We start from the raw sequence: 22,682 nt of genomic DNA on the forward strand, positions 1-22,682 counted from the left end.
AAATCATGAAAATTAATTGGGGTACCGGTATTGTTATTGCCATAGTTGCATTCATTAGCTTCATTATGTATTTTGTAATTACAATGACTACCAGTCATGATGCCAACCATGATTTGGTTACCGAAGATTATTATAAAGCTGAGCTTGGTTATCAAAAAGAAATAGATGCAGAGAAAAATGCTCAAATCGCAGCTACACAAATAGAAATTCAACAAACTGCTGAAGGGTTAATGATACTTTTCCCTGAAGGATATGATGATACCAATGTAAAAGGCATTGTGTCCCTATATAGACCATCCAACAAGAATTTGGATTTTAATTTGCCCATTAGTTTATCCAATTCACATTTGCTCATACCTGACAATCAATTGTTGGATGGTCGTTGGGACATTAAAATTACTTGGGAACACGAAGGAAAAGATTTTCTACATAAAGAGAGTATTACCTTTTAAATATGCTAATATCTGCCCTCATATTAGGTCTAATGGGTAGTTTGCACTGCGTTGGTATGTGCGGACCCATTGCTTTTATGCTTCCGGTAGATAGAACGAACAATTACAAGAAATTCGGGCAGATATTCATCTATCACTTTGGGCGCTTAATGGCGTATGGGCTTATAGGTCTCATATTTGGACTACTAGGCAAAGGACTTTCCATTTTTGGAATACAGCAAAAACTATCTATTGGTATTGGCATTATTATGATCGTGATTGTTTTAATTCCCTATAAAACATTCAATAAATACAACCTATCTAAGCCTATCTATAAAGTCATTTCTAAAGTAAAGAATCAATTAGGTAAAGAATTAAAGAAAAAATCGCCCGATACGTTTTTAACTATCGGATTCTTAAATGGATTTTTACCATGCGGTCTAGTATATATGGCACTTTTTGGATCTATAGCTATGGGCGATGCTTTTAAAGGAAGTTTATACATGATGCTCTTTGGTTTAGGTACTTTACCCTTAATGACTGCCGCCATCTATTTCAGTAATTTATTGAAAGGTGGCATACGCCAAAAAGTACAAAAGGCAATTCCTGTGTTCGTTGTTATTATTGGCGCTCTTTTTATACTTAGAGGTCTTGGTTTAGGCATACCTTACGTATCGCCTGCACCGGTTACTGAATTAGTTTCAAGTGAAATAGAATGCCATAATTAATGGCTTTACCAAACTAACAATACTTATATGAAACCACTACCGAAAGAAATTGTGCTTCGCCCTAGGTTTCAATTGAACATTCCAAAAAATAAAGAAATTGTTCTTAGCAGGTTTGAAAAATCAAAAGAGAATCCGTTTTTGGTAAAACGATTAGATGAGCATGTATTCATCAAATTCAATCAAAAAGAACATCACTTTTGGTCACCACAGCTCCATTTAGAAATAGATGAAGTAGATGATATTAGCTGTAAGTTATATGGTGTTTTTGGTCCTAACCCAACACTATGGACCTTCTTTATGTTTGTACACTTTATAGTCGCTACTTTATTTATAATTATAGGTATTTGGGCATATTCAAGTGCATCTTTAGGCAAAAACTATCATATACAAGTTGGTCTTATGGTGCTATTGGTTCTTATTTGGTTTGTGTTATATTTTGCCGGTAGAAGTGGCAAGAGGAAAGGAAAGCCGCAAATGCACCAGTTACATGATTTTATGACGAATGTTCTTACAGCATAAATTTTATTTTTTACCATCTCATTGCTATATTTAAAATTCAGAAATAGCCTAAAAACTAAAGGAATGAAACGTATTTTATTTTTAACAATAACGCTTGCTTTTTTGAGTGTGAGTTTCACTTTTGCACAAGAAAAACTAGAAGAGCCAAAAGGAACTGAAAATATTGCCTATAAATGGGGGAAAATGGCACTAGATGCAACTGCATCAGATACAGAAAAATTTAAACCCAGACCTACGATAACCTCTCGCTACTTAGGATTAATTTTTATCTCCATTTTTGATGCTTGGTCTGTATATGATGAAAATGCAATTCCTGTTTACCTAAAAAATGTAGATAGAAGACCATTAGTAGAGCAAACACTTTCAAATAAAGAAATTGCTATTAGTTATGCCGCTTTTGGTGCCATGAAAGAATATTACTATTCTGATACAGAAATGTTCAGGAAATTTATGGTTGAATTAGGTCTTGATCCAGATAACACATCCACAGACCCCACTACCCCAGAAGGTGTTGGTAATTTAGCTGCAATGGCAACCATTGAAGCTAGAAAAAATGACGGAAGTAATCAGTATGGCACTGTCGAAGGCTCTGATGGAGAACCCTATTTTGACTATACTAATTATAATCCTGTAAATACTGCTGATGAAAGTACTGATATCAACCGTTGGCAACCTAAATATTTTTCTGATGGTAATGGCGGGCAATATGCCCCAGAGTGCCTTACGCCCTACTGGCAGAAAGTAACACCGATTACTATGACATCTGCTGATCAGTTTAGACCAGGACCACCACCAATGTATGGTTCTGAGCAATTGAAAAAGGAGGTACAAGAGGTGGTTGATCTACAAGCCAATCTTTCTGATGAAGATAAAGCTTTGGTTGAATTTATGCGAGACGGACCACAGTCTGTTCAACAAGCGGGACACTGGTTGAAATTTGCGCAAGATGTTTCTCGCCGAGATAACCATACCCTTGACCAAGATGTAAAAATGTATTTCTTAACCGAAATAACTGCTATGGATGCCTTTATAGCTTCTTGGGATTCTAAAATGTTCTATGATTATGCCAGACCATATGCACTGGTTCATGAATATTACAGAGACAAAACGATTAAAGCTTGGGGCGGACCCGGAGTAGGAATTATAGAAATGAAAGGACAAGATTGGAGACCTTATTCTCCAGATATTTTCTTATGTCCACCATTCCCTAGTTATACTTCTGATCATAGTACTATTAGTGGTGGCTGTGCAGAGGTACTGCGTTTATTTACTGGCGATGATTACTTTGGTGAATCGGTAGAATTAATGCCTGGTACACTAACCGAAACTGATGCTGCTTTTTACGGAAAACCAGTGACCATTACCTTCCCTACGTTTACAGAATCGGCAAATATGGCTGGTATGTCTAGAGTTATGGGCGGTTACCACATTCAAGCCGATAATATTGCAGGCTTAGAATTAGGACGTGATGTGGCTACACAAGCATGGACATTCTATAATGAGCATTTAGGAAATTAGCCTCATGTGCTTCATCAAAATTAAAAAGCCAACCTTAAAAGGTTGGCTTTTTAATTTTATGATAAACTTCATATTTTAAATTATATAAATGACCGATATTTACGTTAAATCATAACAAGAATAACATTCCTTCCACCGTCATAAAAAAGTAACAATAATTTAATTTAGATAATTTCATCTTAATTAAACATTGTTTATATACTTGTTACATAAAACTATACGAATACAATGTTTTCTAAAGCATGTGAATACGGAATAAGAGCATCTACCTACATAGCATTAAACTCGCTTGATGGCAAACGTGTGAGCTTAAAAGAGATTGCAGAGAAAATTGATTCACCTGTTGCTTTCACTGCAAAAGTTTTGCAACAATTAACTAAAAATAAGCTTATAGACTCAGTGAAAGGTGTCTATGGTGGGTTTGAAATTGAAATTGAAAATATTTCAAAAATTAAGCTTGACCAAATAGTATATGCGATAGATGGCAACAACGTCTATGCAGGCTGTGGCTTGGGTCTTAAACAATGTAATGCTGATAAACCCTGCCCTGTGCACGACAAATTTCTACAAATAAGAAGTGATTTAAGAAATATGTTAGAAAATACTAGTCTTTATGATATGACCGAAGGTCTTGAAGAAGGCCTCACTTACCTAAGACGTTAAGAAAGGGTTTTATATCATATAACCACAACTACTATTCACCTATAAAAATAACCTCTTTTGGGAACCAAACAAATGATATTTTAAATATATCTACGTTCTACTAAGCTTAAAACTACTTAGTAAAACACCCAAAACCGCCACCAAAACAAGTAAACTTGTTACCGCCAAAATAAAATAATACTCAGAGAATAAGGTAGCTGATTGCCATGATACAATTGCTTTAAAGAAAATGAGTAATTCTGAAAGTATAAACCCCAAAACATATATTAAAAACCTTTTTCTGTTTATAAAAATCAGTTTAAAATAATCTAGAAAAAGAAATAAACTTATGGTAACAACGCCCAAAAAGGTTAAATGTAAATAGCCAACGGTAAAGTCTAAATATGTTGTAGCCAAATTCGCAAAATAAGGTATTGAACTTAATAATTGTAAAATCATTTTTATCAACCACAAGACCCCTATCACCTTGATTACGTTTCTAAAAAAGTTCGAAAATTTTCTTTTTATTGAAGTCCATTCAACACTCATAAATTTAAATAGATCATAAAAAGCCCAAAGTTGTAAAAAAGCTCCCACTCCGCCTAAAATATAATAGAATACTGCTGGTTGGGTAAATAAAGTAGATAGCAAAAAAGATAAGATTATACCTAAGTTTATTTTCCAAAAGAATATCTTAAAAGCTTTTTCTGATAGCGAAATATTTTGTTTATCAAGAATATATAGAAATACCGCTACAAGCGCCATAATCATCCATCCATTATAAATAAAATGGAGGTAGAAGTAAATGGCTAAACGATACCAAATAGAAGCTGCGCCAAGCGTATTCATAATAGCACCTAATGCCCATGGCCCAAGACTTGAAAGCAGTAAATACATTAAGGCTAACTTAGCACATTTTAATGATTGTTTGTGGTTGTATTCCACGGGAACGTTTTTAAAAAAGAACCATGTAAACCAATAGGATGCAAACAAGAAAAGTGTTGAAAAAATAATTGAAAATATTGCATACCCTTGAAATGGAAAAGTCAATAACATACCAACTATGGTAAGTTGGGTAAACCAGAAAATGTTTCTGTATTTTTTTTCTACCTCTGCCCTACTTAGATAAAGTTTATACAATAGTGTAGTTAGCGCTAAATACACCCAACCCAACAAGGCTACATGAGAATGCGCATGAACAATAAACTTGTACGTTACCGGAATTTCAAGTACTCTGAAAAATCGTAGAACGCACCCTAAACCAGCAGCTAATACAAAATACACTAATGCTATGCTGGTGTGGTTCTGAAGGCTTTTATTTAGTCTTGCCATATAGTTGGCACTAAATTAAAAATCTTTTTTCTTAGATACGTGTACCAATCTCCAAATAGGAAGAACCGACCATAATATAAGCATGAACATTGAAACAAACAGACCTTGATCGGTACCAAAAAACTTTTTAAATACAGCACCCGTGTACCCTAATAGAGCAGAGATATCTAATTTTAAAAGGATTAACGTTCTAGATAAATCTATAGGATTGAAGATAGTAGCAGCAAGAGAAAAACTATCTAAAGGATACTCTTTAAAAATAATTAATGACATCAGAAAAAGTCCGTCATAAATTACTGCCATAAACAACCACAACAAAACAGCATACCCAAAACCTTTAATTTTATTTTCATTAGACAAGGCTATATTAAAAGCTAGTACAGTGAAAATTAAAGTTAAAAAAGCCCCTGTTACCAAGAGCAGGGTAAAGTCAAAAATAGCATCACTCTTTAATAAGCCGTAAAGTACAAACGGAATACCAAGCCCCAACACCAAGCTTAAAGTTAAAGAGCCCGCAACACCAAAATATTGCCCTAAGAAAATAGAAGAACGTTTAACCGGCTGCGCCAATAAAAGCTCTGTAAACTCTTTTGAATTATAAAAATACATGATACCAAAGATGGTACTAATTAAAGGCACTAGAATTATGATAACGTTCATTAGGGTTATGATTGCCTTTGAAACATCATTGTTCAAGAATAGCAATACAAAACCTAACAATAGGTAAAACAAAAAGTAAACGTAACTCCATCGGCTACGAATTAGGTCGTAAAAACTGTATTTTAATATTTTAAGCATGAGCTGGTGTGGTTGCTATCGCCGCTATGGCATGTTCTAAATCTGTTTGTCCCGTTTTGGTTTTCAGTTCTTCAATACTTCCTTTGAAATAGATATTACCTTCTAACAAATAGACAATTATATCTGAAACTTCTGCTACGAACTGCATAATATGAGAAGTAATCAATACTGTTTTATTCATTTCTTTTTGTTCTCTAATGAGGGTTTTCAAATGAATTAAAGATGCTGGATCAAGACCCGTTGTAGGCTCATCTAAAATCAACAACGGACTATCAAACATAAAAGCTAAAACGATATTCACTTTCTGTTTTGTTCCTCCTGATAAGGTTGAGAGTTTTTTATCTAAAAATGGTTCTAGTTTAAAAAGCGTTATCAATCTATTTTCATCACTTGGGCTCTGTCTAAGATCTTTGATCATTCGTATAAGCTCGTGCACTTTTAAGTTACCCGGAAAATTTGCTATCTGTGGTAGATAATCAATCTCTTTACGGTATTTCCAGCTTTTTTTAATTGATTTTCCCAAAACAGAAATACTTCCCTTATCTGGTACCACCATACCCAAAACACTCTTAATCAAGGTAGTTTTACCCGAGCCATTAGGACCCAAGATGGCAAAAACACCTGGTTTTTCAATGTTGAGATCTAAGTCTGAAAGAACAATGTTCTTTCCAAATTTCTTCTGTAAGCCTTCAATATGAATCATTTTACTTTTGTCATTAAGGGGTTGGCATCCAATAAATTGTCTGGTGTAAACACTGGTGATACTTTTTCAGAAAAATCAATAATATCCATAAAAAGACTTCGTAGGAGAACAATAGACTCTGGTGTTTTATTCACGATATAAGAAAACAATTTTACAGGGCGATACGGCACGTCTCCAATTCCGTCCTTATCCAAATCATAACCTGTATAATCACTCCAATAATTACTGTCAAATACATTATCATTTAACTTACCGTCATATGATATATCAAAACTGTTATACAAGAAATTATTTCCCTTAAAAGAATTGGCATAACAAGCACCAAGTACTTTAATACCCCATCCGTTATTTATAAAATTATTCCCTTTGTATTCAATTCTGTTAGAACCTTCTATATGAATGCCAATAGTGTTCTCCTCAAAGGTATTTTCAATTATTTTGGCATCATTGATTTCTTTTAACAAAACACCAAAAGAAGCTGTACCCCAGTTTTTACGAAAAGTATTGCCTTTCATTAATATTCCCTTAGAGAACATAACCGCTACCCCTGCTCCATTATTTTCAAAAAGGTTATTGGTATAAACATCATCATCTGAAAACATAAAATGTAGACCGTATCTTAAATTGCCTGTGCTTTTGTTATTGTCTATTGTAATATTATCAGAAAACTCTAAGTAAATACCATCTCTTGCGCCTTGAACAATATTATTGCTGACCTCAACATGGTGCGAGTACCAAAGTTGAATTCCATTGCCGGAATTATACTCGTCTTTGGCATCTCCTATTATTTTATTGTGATAGACTTTACCGTAATTAGATTTTTCTAAATAAATACCAAAAAATAATTTTTCCAGTACTACATTCTGAATTAGAAAATTTTCACTTTTAACCACTCGGATTGCAGCATAATCTGTGGTATAGCTAGTACCCACATTTATGATAAAAAAGCCATCTATCGTTACACCATCTGATACAATACGTATAATTTCGCCTTTCTCTTCTCCATCAATTATAGGATAATCCTCTCCTATTAAAGTCAATGGTTTATCTATTAGAATATTGTACTCTTTATAGGTTCCTTTTTTCACTAGAAGCGTATCAAACTCCATAGCTATTTTAACTCCTTCTGAAATAGATTTTACCTCACAACTGTCGCAAATTATAATAGGTTTCGCCCATAGATTTGCAGTTACCATAAGTACTAACGTAAAAATTAATAAGCTTTGGTATCGTATCATGTTATCACGAATAAATTTACCTACTGGTTTATGCTTTGATTGGGTTTGTTGGTAATGTAGAACTGACTTTGTTTTTCTTTAAGAAAATACTATATAATAGGTCAGAATTTTTAAAATTGCTCTATTACGTTTAAAAAGGATTTTCCTTTTTAAACTTTTCATTTAGTTCAGTCCAGGTATATAAAACTCCCGTATTATCTGATTGCGCTTTTATAGCAGCCTCTTCATTTGAAAAAGCAGATAAAAATGCACCCATAGGACTGGGAATGTTTTCACTAATTAAATATGTTGCCTGTGTAGCGTCAATAAAAACCCCAGGATCTGTATAATTATTTACTCGAAATAATGCGACTGTTTCAGTATCTATCTCGCGTAAATGGTTTAGCATACATTCTGTAGCATCGAAAGAGTAGCTTCTTCCTTTTTTAGTCATAAATTGGGCAGCATGCTGCTTATCTACAATAGTCATAGTACAAAAATGGCAACCTTCAGAACCATAAGTAATTGGTTTAGGTTCACTATTACATGCCGTTAATACTAGAACACATATGACCCCTATTATTGCTAGATTCTTCATTATTTAGTTATTTATGGTTTATTAAGATTACTATGATTTTTTACTTTTCCATCCTACAAAAAAAGCAACTACGGTAAGCATCATACCTGCGAACATGAACCATGCACCTGTTGCCGGCATTGAACTTACATCAAAATTCAATAGTTTTTTATATCCAAAAAGTGGTGGTTTATATGACATTGGTGTTCCGTCTTCGTTTACCACCTTAATAATTGCATGGGGATCTAAATTTGAACCATAGTCTGTTAACCACAGATTAAAATCATACATACCCATAATACCTAAGATAGACATTAGTACAAACCATCCTAAGAAATACCGGTAATCAATTTTTTGAAAGAAGCCTAATATTCCCAGTATCACTCCTAAAAGTACCATACCAATAATTACTGAAGGAAATATATTGAACTCCCACATTTCATCTGCCTTAGGGATAGTCTTCATACCTATGTAATGATTAAGACCATCAATATTCTGTAAATCAAATTCAGAAACGCCTTGTATGCCAGAAATATGAATATTCATACCCAATGGATCTGGATATTGAGGCGCACCTAACATAATATTCCAAAGTGGAAACGCAAACAATCCCAATAAACATAGAGATCCAATTATCATTATTACACTTGCCTTTTTCATCTTATTGTATCTTAAAAATCATAACTATGAAACAACTTGATACTCAAATAAAAAAGCAGGTCGGTCTTGGTACGCGACCTGCTTTTTGTTTGAATAATTTATGTACTTGTTCTTAACTTACTCACCTAAAGACCAAGAAAGGTCAATATTAGATGAGGCAGGAGAAACTCTTACGTAACCTTGCATTTCTTGGTGTAAAGCAGAACAAAAATCTGTACAGTAAAATGGCCATACCCCTTCTTGCTTAGGTTCCCAAACAGATGTTTTTGTTTGCCCTGGCATTATTAATAAACCAGAATTCTGTTGACCAATCATCATAAAGCCGTGTGGCACATCAAAATCTTGCTCATGGTTAGTGATATGGAAATATACTTTATCACCCACTTTAATACCTTCTATATTATCTGGAGTAAAGTGGCTACGTATCATTGCCATATACACATGTACTTCATTACCCTCTCTCACTACTCTTGCATCTGAAACATTTTTTGTAGCAAATGGATGTTCGTTTTCTGCCAGTTTATAGATTTTCTGCGATTTAGGCGCTAGTATAGATGCTGGGATAGCAGCTGCATAGTGTGGCTCTCCATGTGTTGGAAAATCATAGATTAACTCCATTTTATCTCCAGAAATATCATACAACTGTGCAGAGTGTTCTAACTCCGGACCAGTTGGCAGGTACCTATCTTTTGTAATCTTGTTCATGGATACTAGGTATTTACCAAAAGGTTTTGCAGAATTTCCTCCAGGAATCATACAGTGACCAACAGAGTAAAAAGTTGGTTTTCTATCAATAACTTCCCATGTACCTACTTTCCATTTTACAACTTCAGAAGAAATAAAGAACGTAGTATACGCATTACCCTTACCATCAAACTCTGTATGTAATGGGCCTAATCCTCCACTTTTGACTTGACCAGCCAATACATCTTCGAATTTTAAAATAGGAATACCATAAGCTTCACCATCATACTTTTTACCGTCAATTGCAGCAATCATTTTATCAAAGGAGAACACTGTAAGGTCTGCAGAAAGCTTACCGTTACCAATAATGTAATCTCCTGTTGGATTTACGTCTACCCCATGTGGAGATTTTGGTGTTGGCATAAAGAATATAGCACCCGGTACTTTTGTAGGATCTATTGTTAGAACCTCTTTCTTCATTGTTGAAGTAGCACTATGAGTCTCATCGCTATACACGTTATGTGTATAATTTGCAGGTACCATTGTACCACCACCATTTTCAATATACTCTTCAATTTTTTTCCAGTTTACCGCGGCTATAAAATCTTTATCGTTCTGAGAAGCGTTAACCTCTAACAATGAATTTGCTTCTTCTGTGTTATACGTAGTAAAGAAAAACCAACCATGAGATTTACCTCTACCTGGGTGAGATAAATCATAATTAAAACCAGGCATAATCAACTGGAATTTTATATCCATTCTACCAGTTTCAGGTTCTACACTAATAAAAGACAAGGCTCCTTTAAAGTTACCTTTGTAATCTTTTATGGGCATATCTCTTTGTGGAATAGGAACTGAAAAACGTGTTCCTGCCACTACATATTCTGAATTTTCTGTGATGTAAGAAGAACTGTGGTTACCTGCACTATTTGGAACTTCTATAATCTCAGCAGTTTCAAATGTTTTTAGGTCAATTCTAGCTATACGTGGTGTGTTATTTCCATTTATAAAAAGCCATCTACCGTCTAATTCACCATTAGTCTGAGAAATATCCGGGTGGTGAGAATCATCAGTTGGTATAAAACCAAAAGAAGTTTCTAACATAGGTTTTGTTTCTTCAGAATATCCATAACCGTTAGTTGGAAATTGAGAGAAAACTGGAATTTCTTTAAACATACGCCCAGAAGGAAGACCATAAACGGTTACGTTACCGCTATACCCGCCAGACATGAATGCGTAAAACTCATCATGTTCACCAGGGGCTACATATACTTTCTCTGCATTATTTGATGCAAGTGCTCCATTTGAGGATGCCTTACCGTTTTGGTCACCGCAACCTGAAAGAAGCAGAATTGGCCCTAGAGCCGCTGCTAGATAATAGAAGTACTTTTTCATTTTATTTATGTTTGTGGTTATCTTATTTATTTACTACTCTAATGTTCTAAAATATTCAAGTATGCTACGTGCTTGATCTTCGGTCAACCCTTGGTTAGCCATTGGTGCTCCATTAAATTCAGCCATAAGCTCTTTTGCCAAAGGATCTTCTTTAACCATAACTTCTGGGTTAAGGATCATGTTCATAACCCATTCTGGACTACGTCTTTTCAAAACACCTGTTGGAGCCGGACCAATGAATTTTTTATCTATTCTATGGCAAGCCATACACATTTGACTGTAAGTTTCTTCACCTTTCTTTGCCAATGCCGTATCAATATCTGGAGATAAAGTCACAGACGTAATAGGACCTACTCCTTTATTTTCTAGATCTACACGCTCAGAAGGTTTTTCTGTACTAGTTTCAGTAACAGCCTCTGTTGCTTTTTCTGTAGTTTTGGTACGATCTACACTAAATCCTTCTTTTTTCTTTTCTTCTTTGCCTCCACATGCCATTAGTAGCAGCGAAAACATTATCACGGTACTTCTTAAAACTATTTTCATTTTTATATGATTATTGATTAATTAACTTGACAAATGTATTGGGTATTAAAAAGGAAAAACATGATTAATATCATGATTAAGGATAAAATTGTCCTTATTTAAAAAAAAAGATAAAATAAAATTACATCTCACTAATAATCAACATATTAAATTACAAATAAACACTTAACAATAGTAAATTCGGGTTAAAGAAAGTAAAGTTTTTTTTACTCAAATAAATAGGATTAAAACAAATAAACCCAAGGCTTTCACCTTGGGTTTATTCTTGCTTATAGACTAGGTTAGTATCTATATTTTGAATGTAATCACAGGTATTCTTGAGTGATTTACAACATCTTCGCCAATGCTACCATTAAACATATGGGAAATGCCTTTACGACCGTGAGTAGGGATTGCTATAGCATCTGCTAAGATGGTTTTACCATAATTGATAATACCCTGCTCAACACTGTAATCATTGTAAATTTCAACCTGTTGTGCAGAATTAGCCTTGGTTAAAAATTTATTTATTTTTTGATAGGCATCCCTATTACTTAAAAATTCATCGTTTGGCGTGTTGATAAAAACAACCTCCATGCTAGCATTTAACATAGCAGCAAATTCCTTAGCTTTTTGAAAAGCTGGTAAATTATCATCATTAAAATCGCATGCGAATACAAAACGATCTATACTTAAATTTGTAACCTCGCCTTTAATCACTAAAACAGGTACGGTTGCATTACGAACTACTTTTTCTGCATTAGAACCAATAAACATTTCTTCAAATCCGCTAGCTCCATTAGAACCCATTACTATTAAATCTGCATCATGCTCTTTTGCTATAGCATTTAGCTCACTGAATACTTTATAATGCTTTATTACAGGAGTAACGGTAACGCCTTCTAAATAAGGTTTCTCTAAAAACTCTTTTAAATTCTTTTCTGCTAATTTCACTAAGAAAACTGTCTGCTCGATGTACATACCATCTGGCGAAGTAATTATTGCCTGATTCAGTTCTAGCATATGAACTACCAATAGTTCAACTTTATGTTTTTTAGCCAAATCTGCAGCTGCCTTTAGGGCTTGTTCTGACTGATTTGAAAAATCTGTAAGTACGATTATTTTTTTCATGGTAATTTTATTTAGCAATTATTAAGATTAGGAACTTCTATTTTTAAAATTAAACGGTCATTGAAAAAATCTTGGTGTCTGGTGCCTTTTTCTGCAATGGCAAATCAAAAGCCATACATACATTTCTAACATACGGTCTACCCTTTTCAGTAATTTGAAGACTACTTTCAGTAATGGTCACTAAACCATCTTCTTCCATTTCTTGTAACCTATTTAGAATACTATCTATTTGTGGTAGGTGTAACTTAAATTTGCTCCAACTTGTTTTAAACTGGCACATTAAATTTAAAATATGTCTTCTTATAATTTGATCTTCTTCTGTTAAAATATGACCTCTGTATAGCGGAATTATATCATTTTCTACAAGATTTTGATACTCTTCTACATTCTTTACATTCTGTGCAAAACCGTACCAACTATCGCTTATACTCGATGCACCTAAACCAATCATTAAATTGGTATTAGAGCTAGTATAACCCATGAAATTTCTATGAAGATTTCCATTCTCCATAGCCTTAAACAATCCGTCGCTTTCCAAAGCAAAGTGATCCATTCCTATTTCATGATATCCATAATCCAACAGCAATTCTTTACCAACTTCATACTGCGTTCTCTTTTCATCACCCGCAGGCAAATCTGCATCATTATAACCACGTTGACCATTACCTGCCAACCATGGCACATGTGCATAACTGTAAAAAGCAATACGATCTGGTTTTAATTCTTTAGTTTTTTCTATCGTATTAATTACATGCTCTAGCTTTTGATGTGGAAGACCAAATATGATATCATGACTTATAGATGTATACCCTATTTCACGAGCCCACTCAGTTACATTTTTTACATTTTCAAAAGGCTGAATTCTATTAATTGCCTTCTGTACCGTTTCATTATAATCTTGCACACCATAACTTACTCTTCTAAAGCCAACATCATACAAAGCTTGCAAATGTTCTTTAGTAGTATTATTGGGGTGTCCTTCAAAACTAAACTCGGCATCATTAGACCTTTCGGCTATTCGTAGAATACCATCTATTAAATACTTCAAGTTTTCTGGAGTAAAAAATGTTGGCGTACCACCACCTAAGTGCAACTCTTTTATAATCGGTTTTTCATCGAACAATTCGCTATATAATTGCCATTCTTTTAAAACCGCTTTTATATAGGGCATCTCTAAATCGTGTCGTTTTGTAATACGCTTATGACATCCACAGAACGTACACATATTCTCGCAAAATGGTAAATGTATATATAGACTAATACCTGATACCGAATTACTTGCGTGAAAGCTCTTTTTTACCGACGCTTCCCACTTTTTCCCAGAAAAGGTATTAATATCCCAAAAAGGAACGGTTGGGTAGCTAGTATATCTAGGTCCTGGTACATTATACTTTTGAACAAGCGAACACATAAACTTCTTATTTAGTCACAAACTTACATGTCTAAGTCAGCATATAATATGATTTATATCAGTTCATAGAACAATGAAAAAAAATAACTTCCCCAAAAATTACATTACAAATAGTTGTTTTATGTAACCTATGTTACCAATGAAATTATAGGGATCTAATAATTTTGATTAAAATTTATACCCATGTTACCAAAAGGTTCCAAATTATACAGTATTATCTTTTTGAAATGCCCTAGATGTCATAAAGGTGAATTCTTTGAGGCAAATCCTTATAAATTAAGTAACTTCAATAAGGTAAAAGAACGTTGCCCTAAGTGTGATTTAAAATATAGTATAGAACCTAGTTTTTATACGGGATCCATGTATGTTTCTTACGCTGTAGGTATTGCAGTTGCAGTTGCTGCGTATGTGTTAACATTGTTATTTGGACTTCAGCTTTCTATAGGTGCTTTATTTATTGTTATCGTTGCATCGCTTGTTTTAACAATGCCATGGATAGCAGCAGTATCTAAATCTATTTGGGCGAATATATTTTTTAAATTTGATAAAGAAATAGCACAGAAAATTAATTAGCCAAGAATGATTCAAGACTTAAAGGAAGAATATGGAGATATTTTTGAAGAAGAGCTCATCAATGAAATTGTACAGGTAGGTACTTTTAAAGAAGTACCCGAAGGTTATAAATTCATGGAAATCGGTGACTACATTAGAGGTATGCCTTTATTAATATCTGGAGTCATTAAAATTTTACGGGAAGATGAAGATGGCGATGAACTATTACTTTACTATCTAGAAAAAGGTGACACCTGCTCTATGACCATGGCGTGCTGCATGGGCGACAAAAAAAGTGAGATTAGAGCCATTGCAGAAACAGATGCCAAACTTATTATGGTACCTATTCAGAAAATGGAAGAATGGACCGGCAAATATAAATCTTGGAGAAACTTCGTATTCAATAGTTATCATGTTAGATTAAATGAACTTTTAAGTACTTTAGATAATATCGCTTTTCAAAAGATGGATGAACGCCTAATAGGCTATTTAAAAGAAAAAGCTAGGGTAACAAAAGACAATATAATTCATAGTACCCATCAAGATATTGCTTACGACCTACATAGTTCTAGAGTTGTAATTTCTAGACTTTTAAAGAAGCTTGAAGAAATGGGCAAGATTAAACTTCACCGTAATTATTTAGAAATATTAGATTTATAATACCTCTGTAACCAATGTTACTGCGCAGGTTTTTGCACCGTTCTACTTTTGTGATATCAAATACATCACATGGAAATTTTGCAAATTATTGGTTATATCAGCGCCTTAATAATTGGTATATCATTAGGTCTCATTGGCGGAGGTGGCTCTATTTTAGCAGTACCCGTATTGGCATATCTTTTTTCAATTAACGAAAAAGCTGCAACCGCCTATTCTCTTTTTATTGTGGGTGCAAGTGCTCTTGTCGGGGGTTGGCAACAACATCTTAAAGGATATGTAGATTGGCGTACCGCCGTTGTATTTGGTATACCAGCAATTATAGGTGTTACGCTTGTTAGACATTATGTAGTGCCAGCTATGCCAGATGTTTTATTTCAAATTGAACACTTTCAATTTACACGTAGAATGGCCATGTTCGGGCTGTTCGCTATTTTGATGATTCCTGCAGCATATTCTATGCTTAAAAAAGAAAAAAATGTTCTAACAGGTGGTGAAGTTTCTTATAACTATCCATTAATAGTATTAGAAGGGTTACTTGTTGGTAGTATAACAGGATTGATTGGCGCCGGTGGCGGATTTTTAATCATTCCTGCATTGGTCATTTTGGCGAATGTTGAAATGAAAGTTGCCGTAGGCACCTCTTTAATTATAATTGCCATTAAATCTTTAATGGGTTTCTTTTTGGGCGATGCCATGACCATGACCATCGATTGGAAGTTTCTTGCCATTTTTACATCGCTATCTTTTGTTGGCATTTTTATAGGTAGTTATCTCAGCAACTTCATAGATGGTAAAAAACTGAAGCAAGGTTTCGGCTATTTTATACTTGTTATGGCCGCCTTTATTTTCTATATGGAATTCTTTTAAAAAATTTCGCTTATGTGACTAATGTCACTGTACACGTCTTATATAAGGGGTAATTTTATAGTATTAATCAAACAAATAAGAACATGAAAGTAGAACAAATTTATACCGGATGTTTGGCACACGCTGCCTATTATATAGAAAGTAATGGTGAAGCTGCAGTATTTGATCCGTTACGTGAAGTACAACCATACATTGATCGCGCAAAGAAAGATAATGCTAAAATCAAATATGTTTTTGAAACTCATTTTCATGCCGACTTTGTTAGTGGTCATTTAGATTTACAGAAAAAAGCTAATGCCGAAATTGTATTTGGTCCTGGTGCAAAACCAGCTTATGAGGCAACTATAGCAAAAGACAATCAAATTTTTGAAGTTGGCGATTATAAGGTAAAGGTCATTCACACTCCCGGTCATACCATGGAAAGTACTACTTATCTCTTAATTGATGAGAATGGAAAAGAGCATGGCATTATTACCGGAGATACCTTATTTATTGGTGATGTTGGTAGACCTGATCTAGCGCAACATGTAGTGGCAGATTTGACTGAAGAAAAATTAGCAGGACATTTATATGATTCTCTTAGAAATAGAATTATGCCTTTAAGTGATGATTTAATAGTATATCCAAATCATGGTGCAGGATCTGCTTGTGGTAAAATGATGAGTAAGGAAACTACAGATACCCTAGGTCATCAAAAGAAGGTCAACTATGCTCTAAGACCAGACATGAGTAAAGAGGAATTTATAAAAGAACTCTTAACCGGACTCACAGCTCCTCCAGGTTATTTTCCTAAAAATGTTTTGATGAACATTCAAGGGTATGAAAGTTTAGATAAGATAATGGACCGTGCCACTACCCCATACACTCCAGAGGCTTTTGAGGCTGTTGCCAATGAAACCGGGGCACTAGTATTAGACACTAGAAATGCAGATGATTTTGCAAAAGGGTTTATTCCTAATAGCATCAATATTGGACTAGAAGGTAGTTTTGCCCAATGGGTAGGTGAAATGATACCAGATATAAAACAAGAGATACTACTAGTTACTTATAAAGATAAAGAAGAGGAAGCTATTACAAGATTGGCACGTGTTGGTTATGATAATACGGTAGGCTTTTTAAAAGGTGGGTTTGATTCTTGGAAAGAAGCTAAAAAGGATAACGAAACAAGTGATAGAATCGATAGTAAGGAATTGGAAGCATTATACGCTACTAAAAAACCATTTATCATTGATGTTAGAAAAAAGAGTGAATTTGATTCTGAACATGTGGTAGGCGCCATCAATGTTCCTTTAAATGAAATCAATCAGCATCTATCTCAATTCCCTAAAGACAAGCCTTTTGTTTTACATTGTGCCGGTGGTTATAGAAGTATGATCGCAGCTTCTATTTTAAAGCAAAGAGGATGGCAAGATTTCACAGATGTTAGAGGCGGTTTTGAAGCTATTTCAAAAACAACACTACCTAAAACAGCATACGTTTGCCCATCAACACTATTGTAATTTTTAATACTTAAGACAGCGCTGATTATTCAGGGCTGTTTTACTTTAATAGCTATGTAACCTAAGTTACTGTGTAATCCTTTTTACAAATGTAATTTTGTCTCAATAATAAATATGAACTTATGAAAGTAGAACAAATATATACTGGTTGTCTTGCGCAAGGTGCTTATTACATTGAAAGCAATGGAGAAGTCGCCATTATTGATCCTCTACGAGAAGTACAGCCTTATATAAAGAAAGCTGCGGCAGATAATGCTAAAATCAAATATATTTTTGAAACTCATTTTCATGCCGATTTTGTTAGTGGTCATGTAACCTTGGCTAAAGAAACTGGTGCTGATATTATATACGGACCAAAAGCGAATCCGTCTTTCGAGGCTATAATCGCAAAAGATAATCAAGAGTTTAAATTAGGTGATATTACTATTACGGCATTACATACTCCTGGTCATACAATGGAAAGTACCACATATTTACTAAGAGATGCCAATGGTAAAGACTATGCTATATTTAGCGGAGACACTTTATTTTTAGGTGATGTGGGCAGACCTGATCTTGCTCAGAAAATGGGCGAATTAACAGAGCGTGACCTAGCTGGATTCTTATTTGACAGTTTACGTGAAAAAATTATGCCTTTAGCAGATGACGTCATCGTCTATCCCGCTCATGGTGCCGGTTCTGCATGTGGTAAGAATATGATGAAAGAAACAGTAGATACCTTGGGCAACCAAAAGAAAATGAATTATGCCTTACGTACAGATATGACGAAAGAAGAGTTCATTGATGAAGTGATCGATGGTTTACTACCACCACCTCAATACTTCCCCTTAAATGTAAAGTTAAATAAAGAGGGCTATGAAGACATAAAAGAAGTCTTGGAACGTGGTACAAGAGCACTTTCCCCAAAGGCTTTTGAAGCTGCAGCAAATGAAACCGGTGCCATAGTTTTAGATGTACGCCATCAAGATGATTTTGCCAAAGGTCATATACCGCGTTCTATTTTTATTGGATTAGATGGTAGTTTTGCTCCTTGGGTAGGTGCCTTAATCGCCGATGTTAAACAGCCTATTTTATTGGTTACCCCTGTTGGTATGGAAGAGGAAGCAGTAACTCGATTATCTAGAGTTGGTTTTGATGGTACGCTAGGATATTTAGAAGGCGGATTCGATGCTTGGAAAAAAGCTGCGATGGAGTATGATACCGTTAGCCAAGTTGATGCCAAAAAGCTTAAAGAAGTTCTTGAAACTGAAAAAGCACCTGTATTTGATGTGCGTAAAGAATCTGAATTTTTATCTGAACATGTTTTAGATGCAAAAAATACGCCGTTAGATTTTCTAAATGATCATTTAGCAGAATTTCCAGAAAAAAAACAGTTTTATGTACACTGTGCCGGTGGTTACAGAAGTATGATTGCGGCATCAATTTTAAAAAGTAGAGGTGTTCATAACCTTATAGATGTAAAAGTAGGATTTAAAGCTATAAAAGAAGCTGGTATTCCAGTCTCTGAATTTGTTTGTCCAACTACATTATAGATAACATATTCAATAGACTTTATAGTCTTTATCAGCATGAAAATTGGTTTAGTTTTTGAATTTGCCCAACGGCAATTCAGTTGATGTTAAGAGGAGTATTTTTCAAGAAAAAACTCCTCTTTTTTTTAGTTTATTTCATCGTTATGTAACTAGAGTTACTGTAGCTATTATACTGTAAGCGTAACTTTAATTAAAATTAAAAGAACATGGAAACAATACAAAATAATGAAATAATCAGCATGCCAAGAATTGGAGATATTGCTCCAGATTTTGAAGCGGTAACAACTAAAGGAAAAATAAAATTATCTGAATTTGCAAAAGATAAGTGGATCGTAATGTTCTCACATCCTGCAGATTTCACTCCGGTTTGTACTACTGAAATGAGTGGATTTGCCGTACGTAAACCAGAGTTTGACGCTCTTAATACAGAATTATTAGGTTTAAGTATAGATAGTGTACATGCGCATTTAGGTTGGGTACAGAACGTACGTGAAAACACAGGTGTCTATTTTGATTTTCCCATCATAGCAGATTTAGATATGAAGGTTTCTAAAAAATACGGAATGCTTCAGCCTAACGAAAGTGAAACTGCTGCAGTACGTGCCGTTTTTTTTATTGACCCAAAGAAAAAAATTCGACTAGTTATGTATTACCCATTAAACGTTGGGCGTAATATGAACGAAATTCTTAGAGCCTTAGAGGCTTTACAAACGTCAGATAAATATAAAGTGGCTATGCCCTTAGATTGGAAAAAAGGAGATAAGGTAATTGTATCTCCTCCTAAAACTTTAGATGAACTTAATGCTCGTATTGCTGATGATACTTTAGAAAAAGTTGATTGGTATTTAGCAAAAAAGAGTCTTAATTAATTTTTTATTGGTTGGTTATTGAAAGGAACGGTCATATACCAAGACCGTTTCTTTCTATTGTTGAATATTAATTTTAAATAAAATACTATGTCATTTTTAAGTACACTCTTTGGTAAAAAGGAAGAAACCGCAGGTAATATCACTATACTTAACAAGAATGAATTTGCCACGCAAATTGTAGCTAACAACATAAAACCTTTTGATGTTAGAACACCGTCTGAATATAACAGTGGTCACATTAAAAACGCTATAAACGTTGATTTTTTCAGCTCTGGGAACTTTAACGCTTACTTTGAAAAAGTAAATAAAGAAAAACCGGTATACGTATACTGTAGATCAGGTGCAAGAAGCCAAAAAGCTGCACGTAAACTATTAAAAATGGGCTTTACACAAGTATATGATCTTAAAGGAGGTTATAATTCTTGGAACTAAAACAAAGGTAACTACAACCTTTAAATAGGTAGCTCATAGTAAGTTTATTTAATAATGACAACTTATTTCAAAATCAATCAACACCTTTTTAATGTCTTACTTATGAAAAATATTTTATTAGTGTCAATGATTGTTTTTGCAATCAGTTGTAAAGATGCTCCAAAGGTAAAACAAGAAGTTTTAGATAATTCTGACAGTACATCTTTTAGCGTTGGCACGCAAGAAATAGATACTAAAATAAACGATAGTCTACTCTTAGAAAAGGGTAAAATGTATGCGCAAAGTACCCAAAAAGTACTAGGTAAGAACCTTATGCTCAACATTCAAAAAAATGGTCCATTAGGTGCTGTAAAGTTTTGTAATGAAAAGGCATATCCTCTAACAGATAGTATGGCAATTGCTCATCATGCTAAAATTAAAAGGGTAAGTGATAAACCAAGAAATCAAAATAATAAAGCAAATAAAAAAGAGCTTGAATATATTGCGTTTTTTAAATCAAAAATTAATAATAACGAGTCTTACGAACCTATACTAACTAACGAGAATGGAATTACTAATTTCTATTCCCCTATTGTTACCAATACCATGTGCCTAAACTGCCATGGTGTACCAGAAACAAATATTGACCCAAAAGTTACCCAACTTTTAAACGATAAATACCCATATGATAAAGCCATAGGCTATAAAGAAAATGAGGTACGAGGCATTTGGAGTATAAGTTTTAAAGACGAACAAAATAAATAAGATATGACTTCAGTAATTCCTATTCAAAATTTAAAATGTGGTGGTTGTGCCAAAACAATTATCACCAAATTAGAAGAGATACCTACCATAACGAATGTATCTGTATCAGTAGAATCATCATCGGTTTCTTTTGATGCTTTAAAGCAAGAAGATATAGCTACTGCAAAAACCAAATTAAAGGCAATTGGCTACCCAAGTCTAGATCAAGAGAACTCAGTACTATCTAAAGCGAAGTCTTTCGTAAGTTGTGCTACAGGTAAACTAGCAGACTAATTTTATAAATATCCAAAGAAGAAGTGATTACGAGTTACTTCTTCTTTGATTTAAACCCATGGGTCATCTGTCCTAAAAAGTCTTTTGGTAAATTCTCATCTCCTGGGTAACCTAATTTCACATCTCCACTATCTTCTGGTATATAATTGGTTTTAAATAAATAATCCCACAGGCTTAAGCTAATTCCAAAATTTACACCATATGTTCCTTCTGGTAAGTCATATGCGTGATGATACAAATGCATTACCGGGTTATTTAAAATATACTTTAAAGGTCCCCATGTAATTTTTATGTTAGAATGATTGAAATGCCCAATTGCTATGGCTATAAAATGAACAATGTAAGCTTGCTCTGGCTCAAAACCACCAAGAATCATTACGCCGAAAGTCTTTAATGGTTTGTACAGAATATTCTCCATCCAATGATAACGCAAATGAGCTGCAAAGCCCATTTCTTTTACGCTATGGTGTACTTGATGAAACTTCCATAGAAAGGCGTATTTGTGTAATAATGTATGTGTAAACCATTGCACAAAATCTAATACGATAAAGAATAATAAAAGTTGACCCCACATTGGCCAACCAGAGATATCTATTAGTGCCAAACTATTTGCTTTTATACCGATATCAGTAAAAAACACTTGCAATAATTTATAAATACCGCTAATGGCAATAGCAAACAGAAAGAAGTTGAAGAACATATAAAAACCGTCTAGCCAAAAGTCTTTTCTAAAAACCCCTTGTTGTTTTCTCCAAGGGAAAACAATTTCTAAAAACCAAACTATAAGCGATATAGAAATTAAGCCCCAAAAGTAATTAAGATACCAAGGGACTTGAAAAATGATTGATTTCCAGGTCCAACTTAAAGTTCCTGTTATCGCATTTAAAAACGCATCTATATAAGCTTCCATTCTACATTTGCTTTTTGTAAAAATACTATATTAAAAATGACCTTGCTGTAACCAAAGTTACTTTGCTTTAGAATGA

25 protein-coding genes are annotated in these 22,682 nt (G+C 34.1%); 14 read left to right on the top strand and 11 right to left on the bottom strand.

Going from position 1 to position 22,682, the window contains the following annotated elements; all coding sequences use genetic code 11:
• The first annotated feature begins 5 nt into the window (after positions 1-5).
• The 5 genes from BUC31_RS14110 (at position 6) to BUC31_RS14130 (ending at position 3,859) form a co-directional block, all read left to right on the top strand.
• On the top strand, positions 6-452 hold the full coding sequence (locus BUC31_RS14110; protein ID WP_073245247.1) for a FixH family protein: 447 nt from the start codon (positions 6-8) through the stop codon (positions 450-452).
• Between the two features lie 2 nt (positions 453-454).
• Positions 455-1,159, top strand: a complete 705-nt coding sequence (locus BUC31_RS14115) for a sulfite exporter TauE/SafE family protein (protein ID WP_073245249.1) — start codon at positions 455-457, stop codon at positions 1,157-1,159.
• 27 nt (positions 1,160-1,186) lie between these two features.
• Positions 1,187-1,678, top strand: a complete 492-nt coding sequence (locus BUC31_RS14120; protein ID WP_073245251.1) for a GTP-binding protein — start codon at positions 1,187-1,189, stop codon at positions 1,676-1,678.
• A gap of 63 nt (positions 1,679-1,741) precedes the next feature.
• The gene (locus BUC31_RS14125; RefSeq protein WP_073245253.1) at positions 1,742-3,196 is read left to right on the top strand and encodes a vanadium-dependent haloperoxidase; all 1,455 of its coding nucleotides are present in this window, start codon (positions 1,742-1,744) and stop codon (positions 3,194-3,196) included.
• Between the two features lie 228 nt (positions 3,197-3,424).
• Positions 3,425-3,859, top strand: a complete 435-nt coding sequence (locus BUC31_RS14130) for an RrF2 family transcriptional regulator (protein ID WP_073245255.1) — start codon at positions 3,425-3,427, stop codon at positions 3,857-3,859.
• A 90-nt stretch (positions 3,860-3,949) separates the two neighbouring features.
• On the opposite strand, the gene BUC31_RS14135 is transcribed toward BUC31_RS14130, so the two are convergent.
• The 10 genes from BUC31_RS14135 to hemN all read right to left on the bottom strand — a co-directional run bounded on the left by BUC31_RS14135 (position 3,950) and on the right by hemN (position 14,268).
• On the bottom strand, positions 3,950-5,170 hold the full coding sequence (locus BUC31_RS14135) for a hypothetical protein (protein ID WP_073245257.1): 1,221 nt from the start codon (positions 5,168-5,170) through the stop codon (positions 3,950-3,952).
• Positions 5,171-5,185: 15 nt separating this feature from the next.
• Positions 5,186-5,968 carry an ABC transporter permease gene (locus BUC31_RS14140; protein WP_073245259.1) on the bottom strand — a complete coding sequence of 261 codons (783 nt, stop codon included), beginning with the start codon at positions 5,966-5,968 and terminating at the stop codon, positions 5,186-5,188.
• The gene (locus BUC31_RS14145) at positions 5,961-6,671 is read right to left on the bottom strand and encodes an ABC transporter ATP-binding protein (RefSeq protein WP_073245261.1); all 711 of its coding nucleotides are present in this window, start codon (positions 6,669-6,671) and stop codon (positions 5,961-5,963) included. The genes BUC31_RS14140 and BUC31_RS14145 overlap by 8 nt, the downstream gene beginning before the upstream one ends.
• A complete protein-coding gene (locus BUC31_RS14150) occupies positions 6,668-7,909 on the bottom strand; it encodes a nitrous oxide reductase family maturation protein NosD (RefSeq protein WP_073245263.1) in 1,242 nt (413 codons plus the stop codon). Before BUC31_RS14150 ends, BUC31_RS14145 begins: the two co-directional genes overlap by 4 nt.
• Before the next feature lie 130 nt (positions 7,910-8,039).
• Complete coding sequence (locus BUC31_RS14155; protein WP_073245265.1) at positions 8,040-8,486, bottom strand: nitrous oxide reductase accessory protein NosL; 447 nt, start codon at positions 8,484-8,486, stop codon at positions 8,040-8,042.
• A gap of 30 nt (positions 8,487-8,516) precedes the next feature.
• Complete coding sequence (locus BUC31_RS14160) at positions 8,517-9,125, bottom strand: hypothetical protein (RefSeq protein ID WP_073245267.1); 609 nt, start codon at positions 9,123-9,125, stop codon at positions 8,517-8,519.
• 117 nt (positions 9,126-9,242) lie between these two features.
• Positions 9,243-11,204 carry a Sec-dependent nitrous-oxide reductase gene (gene nosZ / locus BUC31_RS14165; RefSeq protein WP_073245270.1) on the bottom strand — a complete coding sequence of 654 codons (1,962 nt, stop codon included), beginning with the start codon at positions 11,202-11,204 and terminating at the stop codon, positions 9,243-9,245.
• A gap of 33 nt (positions 11,205-11,237) precedes the next feature.
• Positions 11,238-11,747 (bottom strand): c-type cytochrome, encoded by a 510-nt coding sequence (locus BUC31_RS14170; protein ID WP_073245272.1) that lies wholly within the window; start codon positions 11,745-11,747, stop codon positions 11,238-11,240.
• A gap of 288 nt (positions 11,748-12,035) precedes the next feature.
• Positions 12,036-12,857 (bottom strand): universal stress protein, encoded by an 822-nt coding sequence (locus BUC31_RS14175; protein ID WP_073245275.1) that lies wholly within the window; start codon positions 12,855-12,857, stop codon positions 12,036-12,038.
• A 49-nt stretch (positions 12,858-12,906) separates the two neighbouring features.
• Positions 12,907-14,268, bottom strand: coding sequence for an oxygen-independent coproporphyrinogen III oxidase (gene hemN / locus BUC31_RS14180; RefSeq protein WP_073245277.1), 1,362 nt, complete (start codon positions 14,266-14,268; stop codon positions 12,907-12,909).
• 183 nt (positions 14,269-14,451) lie between these two features.
• Between hemN and BUC31_RS14185 the strand changes: the two genes are divergently transcribed.
• The 9 genes from BUC31_RS14185 (at position 14,452) to BUC31_RS14225 (ending at position 21,696) form a co-directional block, all read left to right on the top strand.
• Positions 14,452-14,841: a DUF983 domain-containing protein gene (locus tag BUC31_RS14185; RefSeq protein WP_073245279.1), complete on the top strand. Its 390-nt coding sequence runs from the start codon at positions 14,452-14,454 to the stop codon at positions 14,839-14,841.
• Positions 14,842-14,847: 6 nt separating this feature from the next.
• The gene (locus tag BUC31_RS14190; RefSeq protein WP_073245282.1) at positions 14,848-15,480 is read left to right on the top strand and encodes a Crp/Fnr family transcriptional regulator; all 633 of its coding nucleotides are present in this window, start codon (positions 14,848-14,850) and stop codon (positions 15,478-15,480) included.
• A gap of 69 nt (positions 15,481-15,549) precedes the next feature.
• Positions 15,550-16,347, top strand: a complete 798-nt coding sequence (locus BUC31_RS14195) for a sulfite exporter TauE/SafE family protein (protein WP_073245285.1) — start codon at positions 15,550-15,552, stop codon at positions 16,345-16,347.
• A gap of 83 nt (positions 16,348-16,430) precedes the next feature.
• On the top strand, positions 16,431-17,846 hold the full coding sequence (locus BUC31_RS14200) for an MBL fold metallo-hydrolase (protein WP_073245287.1): 1,416 nt from the start codon (positions 16,431-16,433) through the stop codon (positions 17,844-17,846).
• A gap of 122 nt (positions 17,847-17,968) precedes the next feature.
• Positions 17,969-19,378 carry an MBL fold metallo-hydrolase gene (locus BUC31_RS14205; protein WP_073245289.1) on the top strand — a complete coding sequence of 470 codons (1,410 nt, stop codon included), beginning with the start codon at positions 17,969-17,971 and terminating at the stop codon, positions 19,376-19,378.
• 206 nt (positions 19,379-19,584) lie between these two features.
• A complete protein-coding gene (locus BUC31_RS14210) occupies positions 19,585-20,247 on the top strand; it encodes a peroxiredoxin (protein WP_073245292.1) in 663 nt (220 codons plus the stop codon).
• An 87-nt stretch (positions 20,248-20,334) separates the two neighbouring features.
• Complete coding sequence (locus BUC31_RS14215; protein ID WP_073245294.1) at positions 20,335-20,679, top strand: rhodanese-like domain-containing protein; 345 nt, start codon at positions 20,335-20,337, stop codon at positions 20,677-20,679.
• A 102-nt stretch (positions 20,680-20,781) separates the two neighbouring features.
• A complete protein-coding gene (locus tag BUC31_RS14220; RefSeq protein WP_170861965.1) occupies positions 20,782-21,423 on the top strand; it encodes a Tll0287-like domain-containing protein in 642 nt (213 codons plus the stop codon).
• A 3-nt stretch (positions 21,424-21,426) separates the two neighbouring features.
• Positions 21,427-21,696, top strand: coding sequence for a cation transporter (locus BUC31_RS14225; RefSeq protein ID WP_073245298.1), 270 nt, complete (start codon positions 21,427-21,429; stop codon positions 21,694-21,696).
• A 34-nt stretch (positions 21,697-21,730) separates the two neighbouring features.
• On the opposite strand, the gene BUC31_RS14230 is transcribed toward BUC31_RS14225, so the two are convergent.
• Positions 21,731-22,606 (bottom strand): sterol desaturase family protein, encoded by an 876-nt coding sequence (locus tag BUC31_RS14230; protein ID WP_073245299.1) that lies wholly within the window; start codon positions 22,604-22,606, stop codon positions 21,731-21,733.
• Positions 22,607-22,682: the final 76 nt, after the last annotated feature.

Origin of the sequence: Maribacter aquivivus (assembly GCF_900142175.1) — a bacterium.
GTDB lineage: Bacteria > Bacteroidota > Bacteroidia > Flavobacteriales > Flavobacteriaceae > Maribacter > Maribacter aquivivus.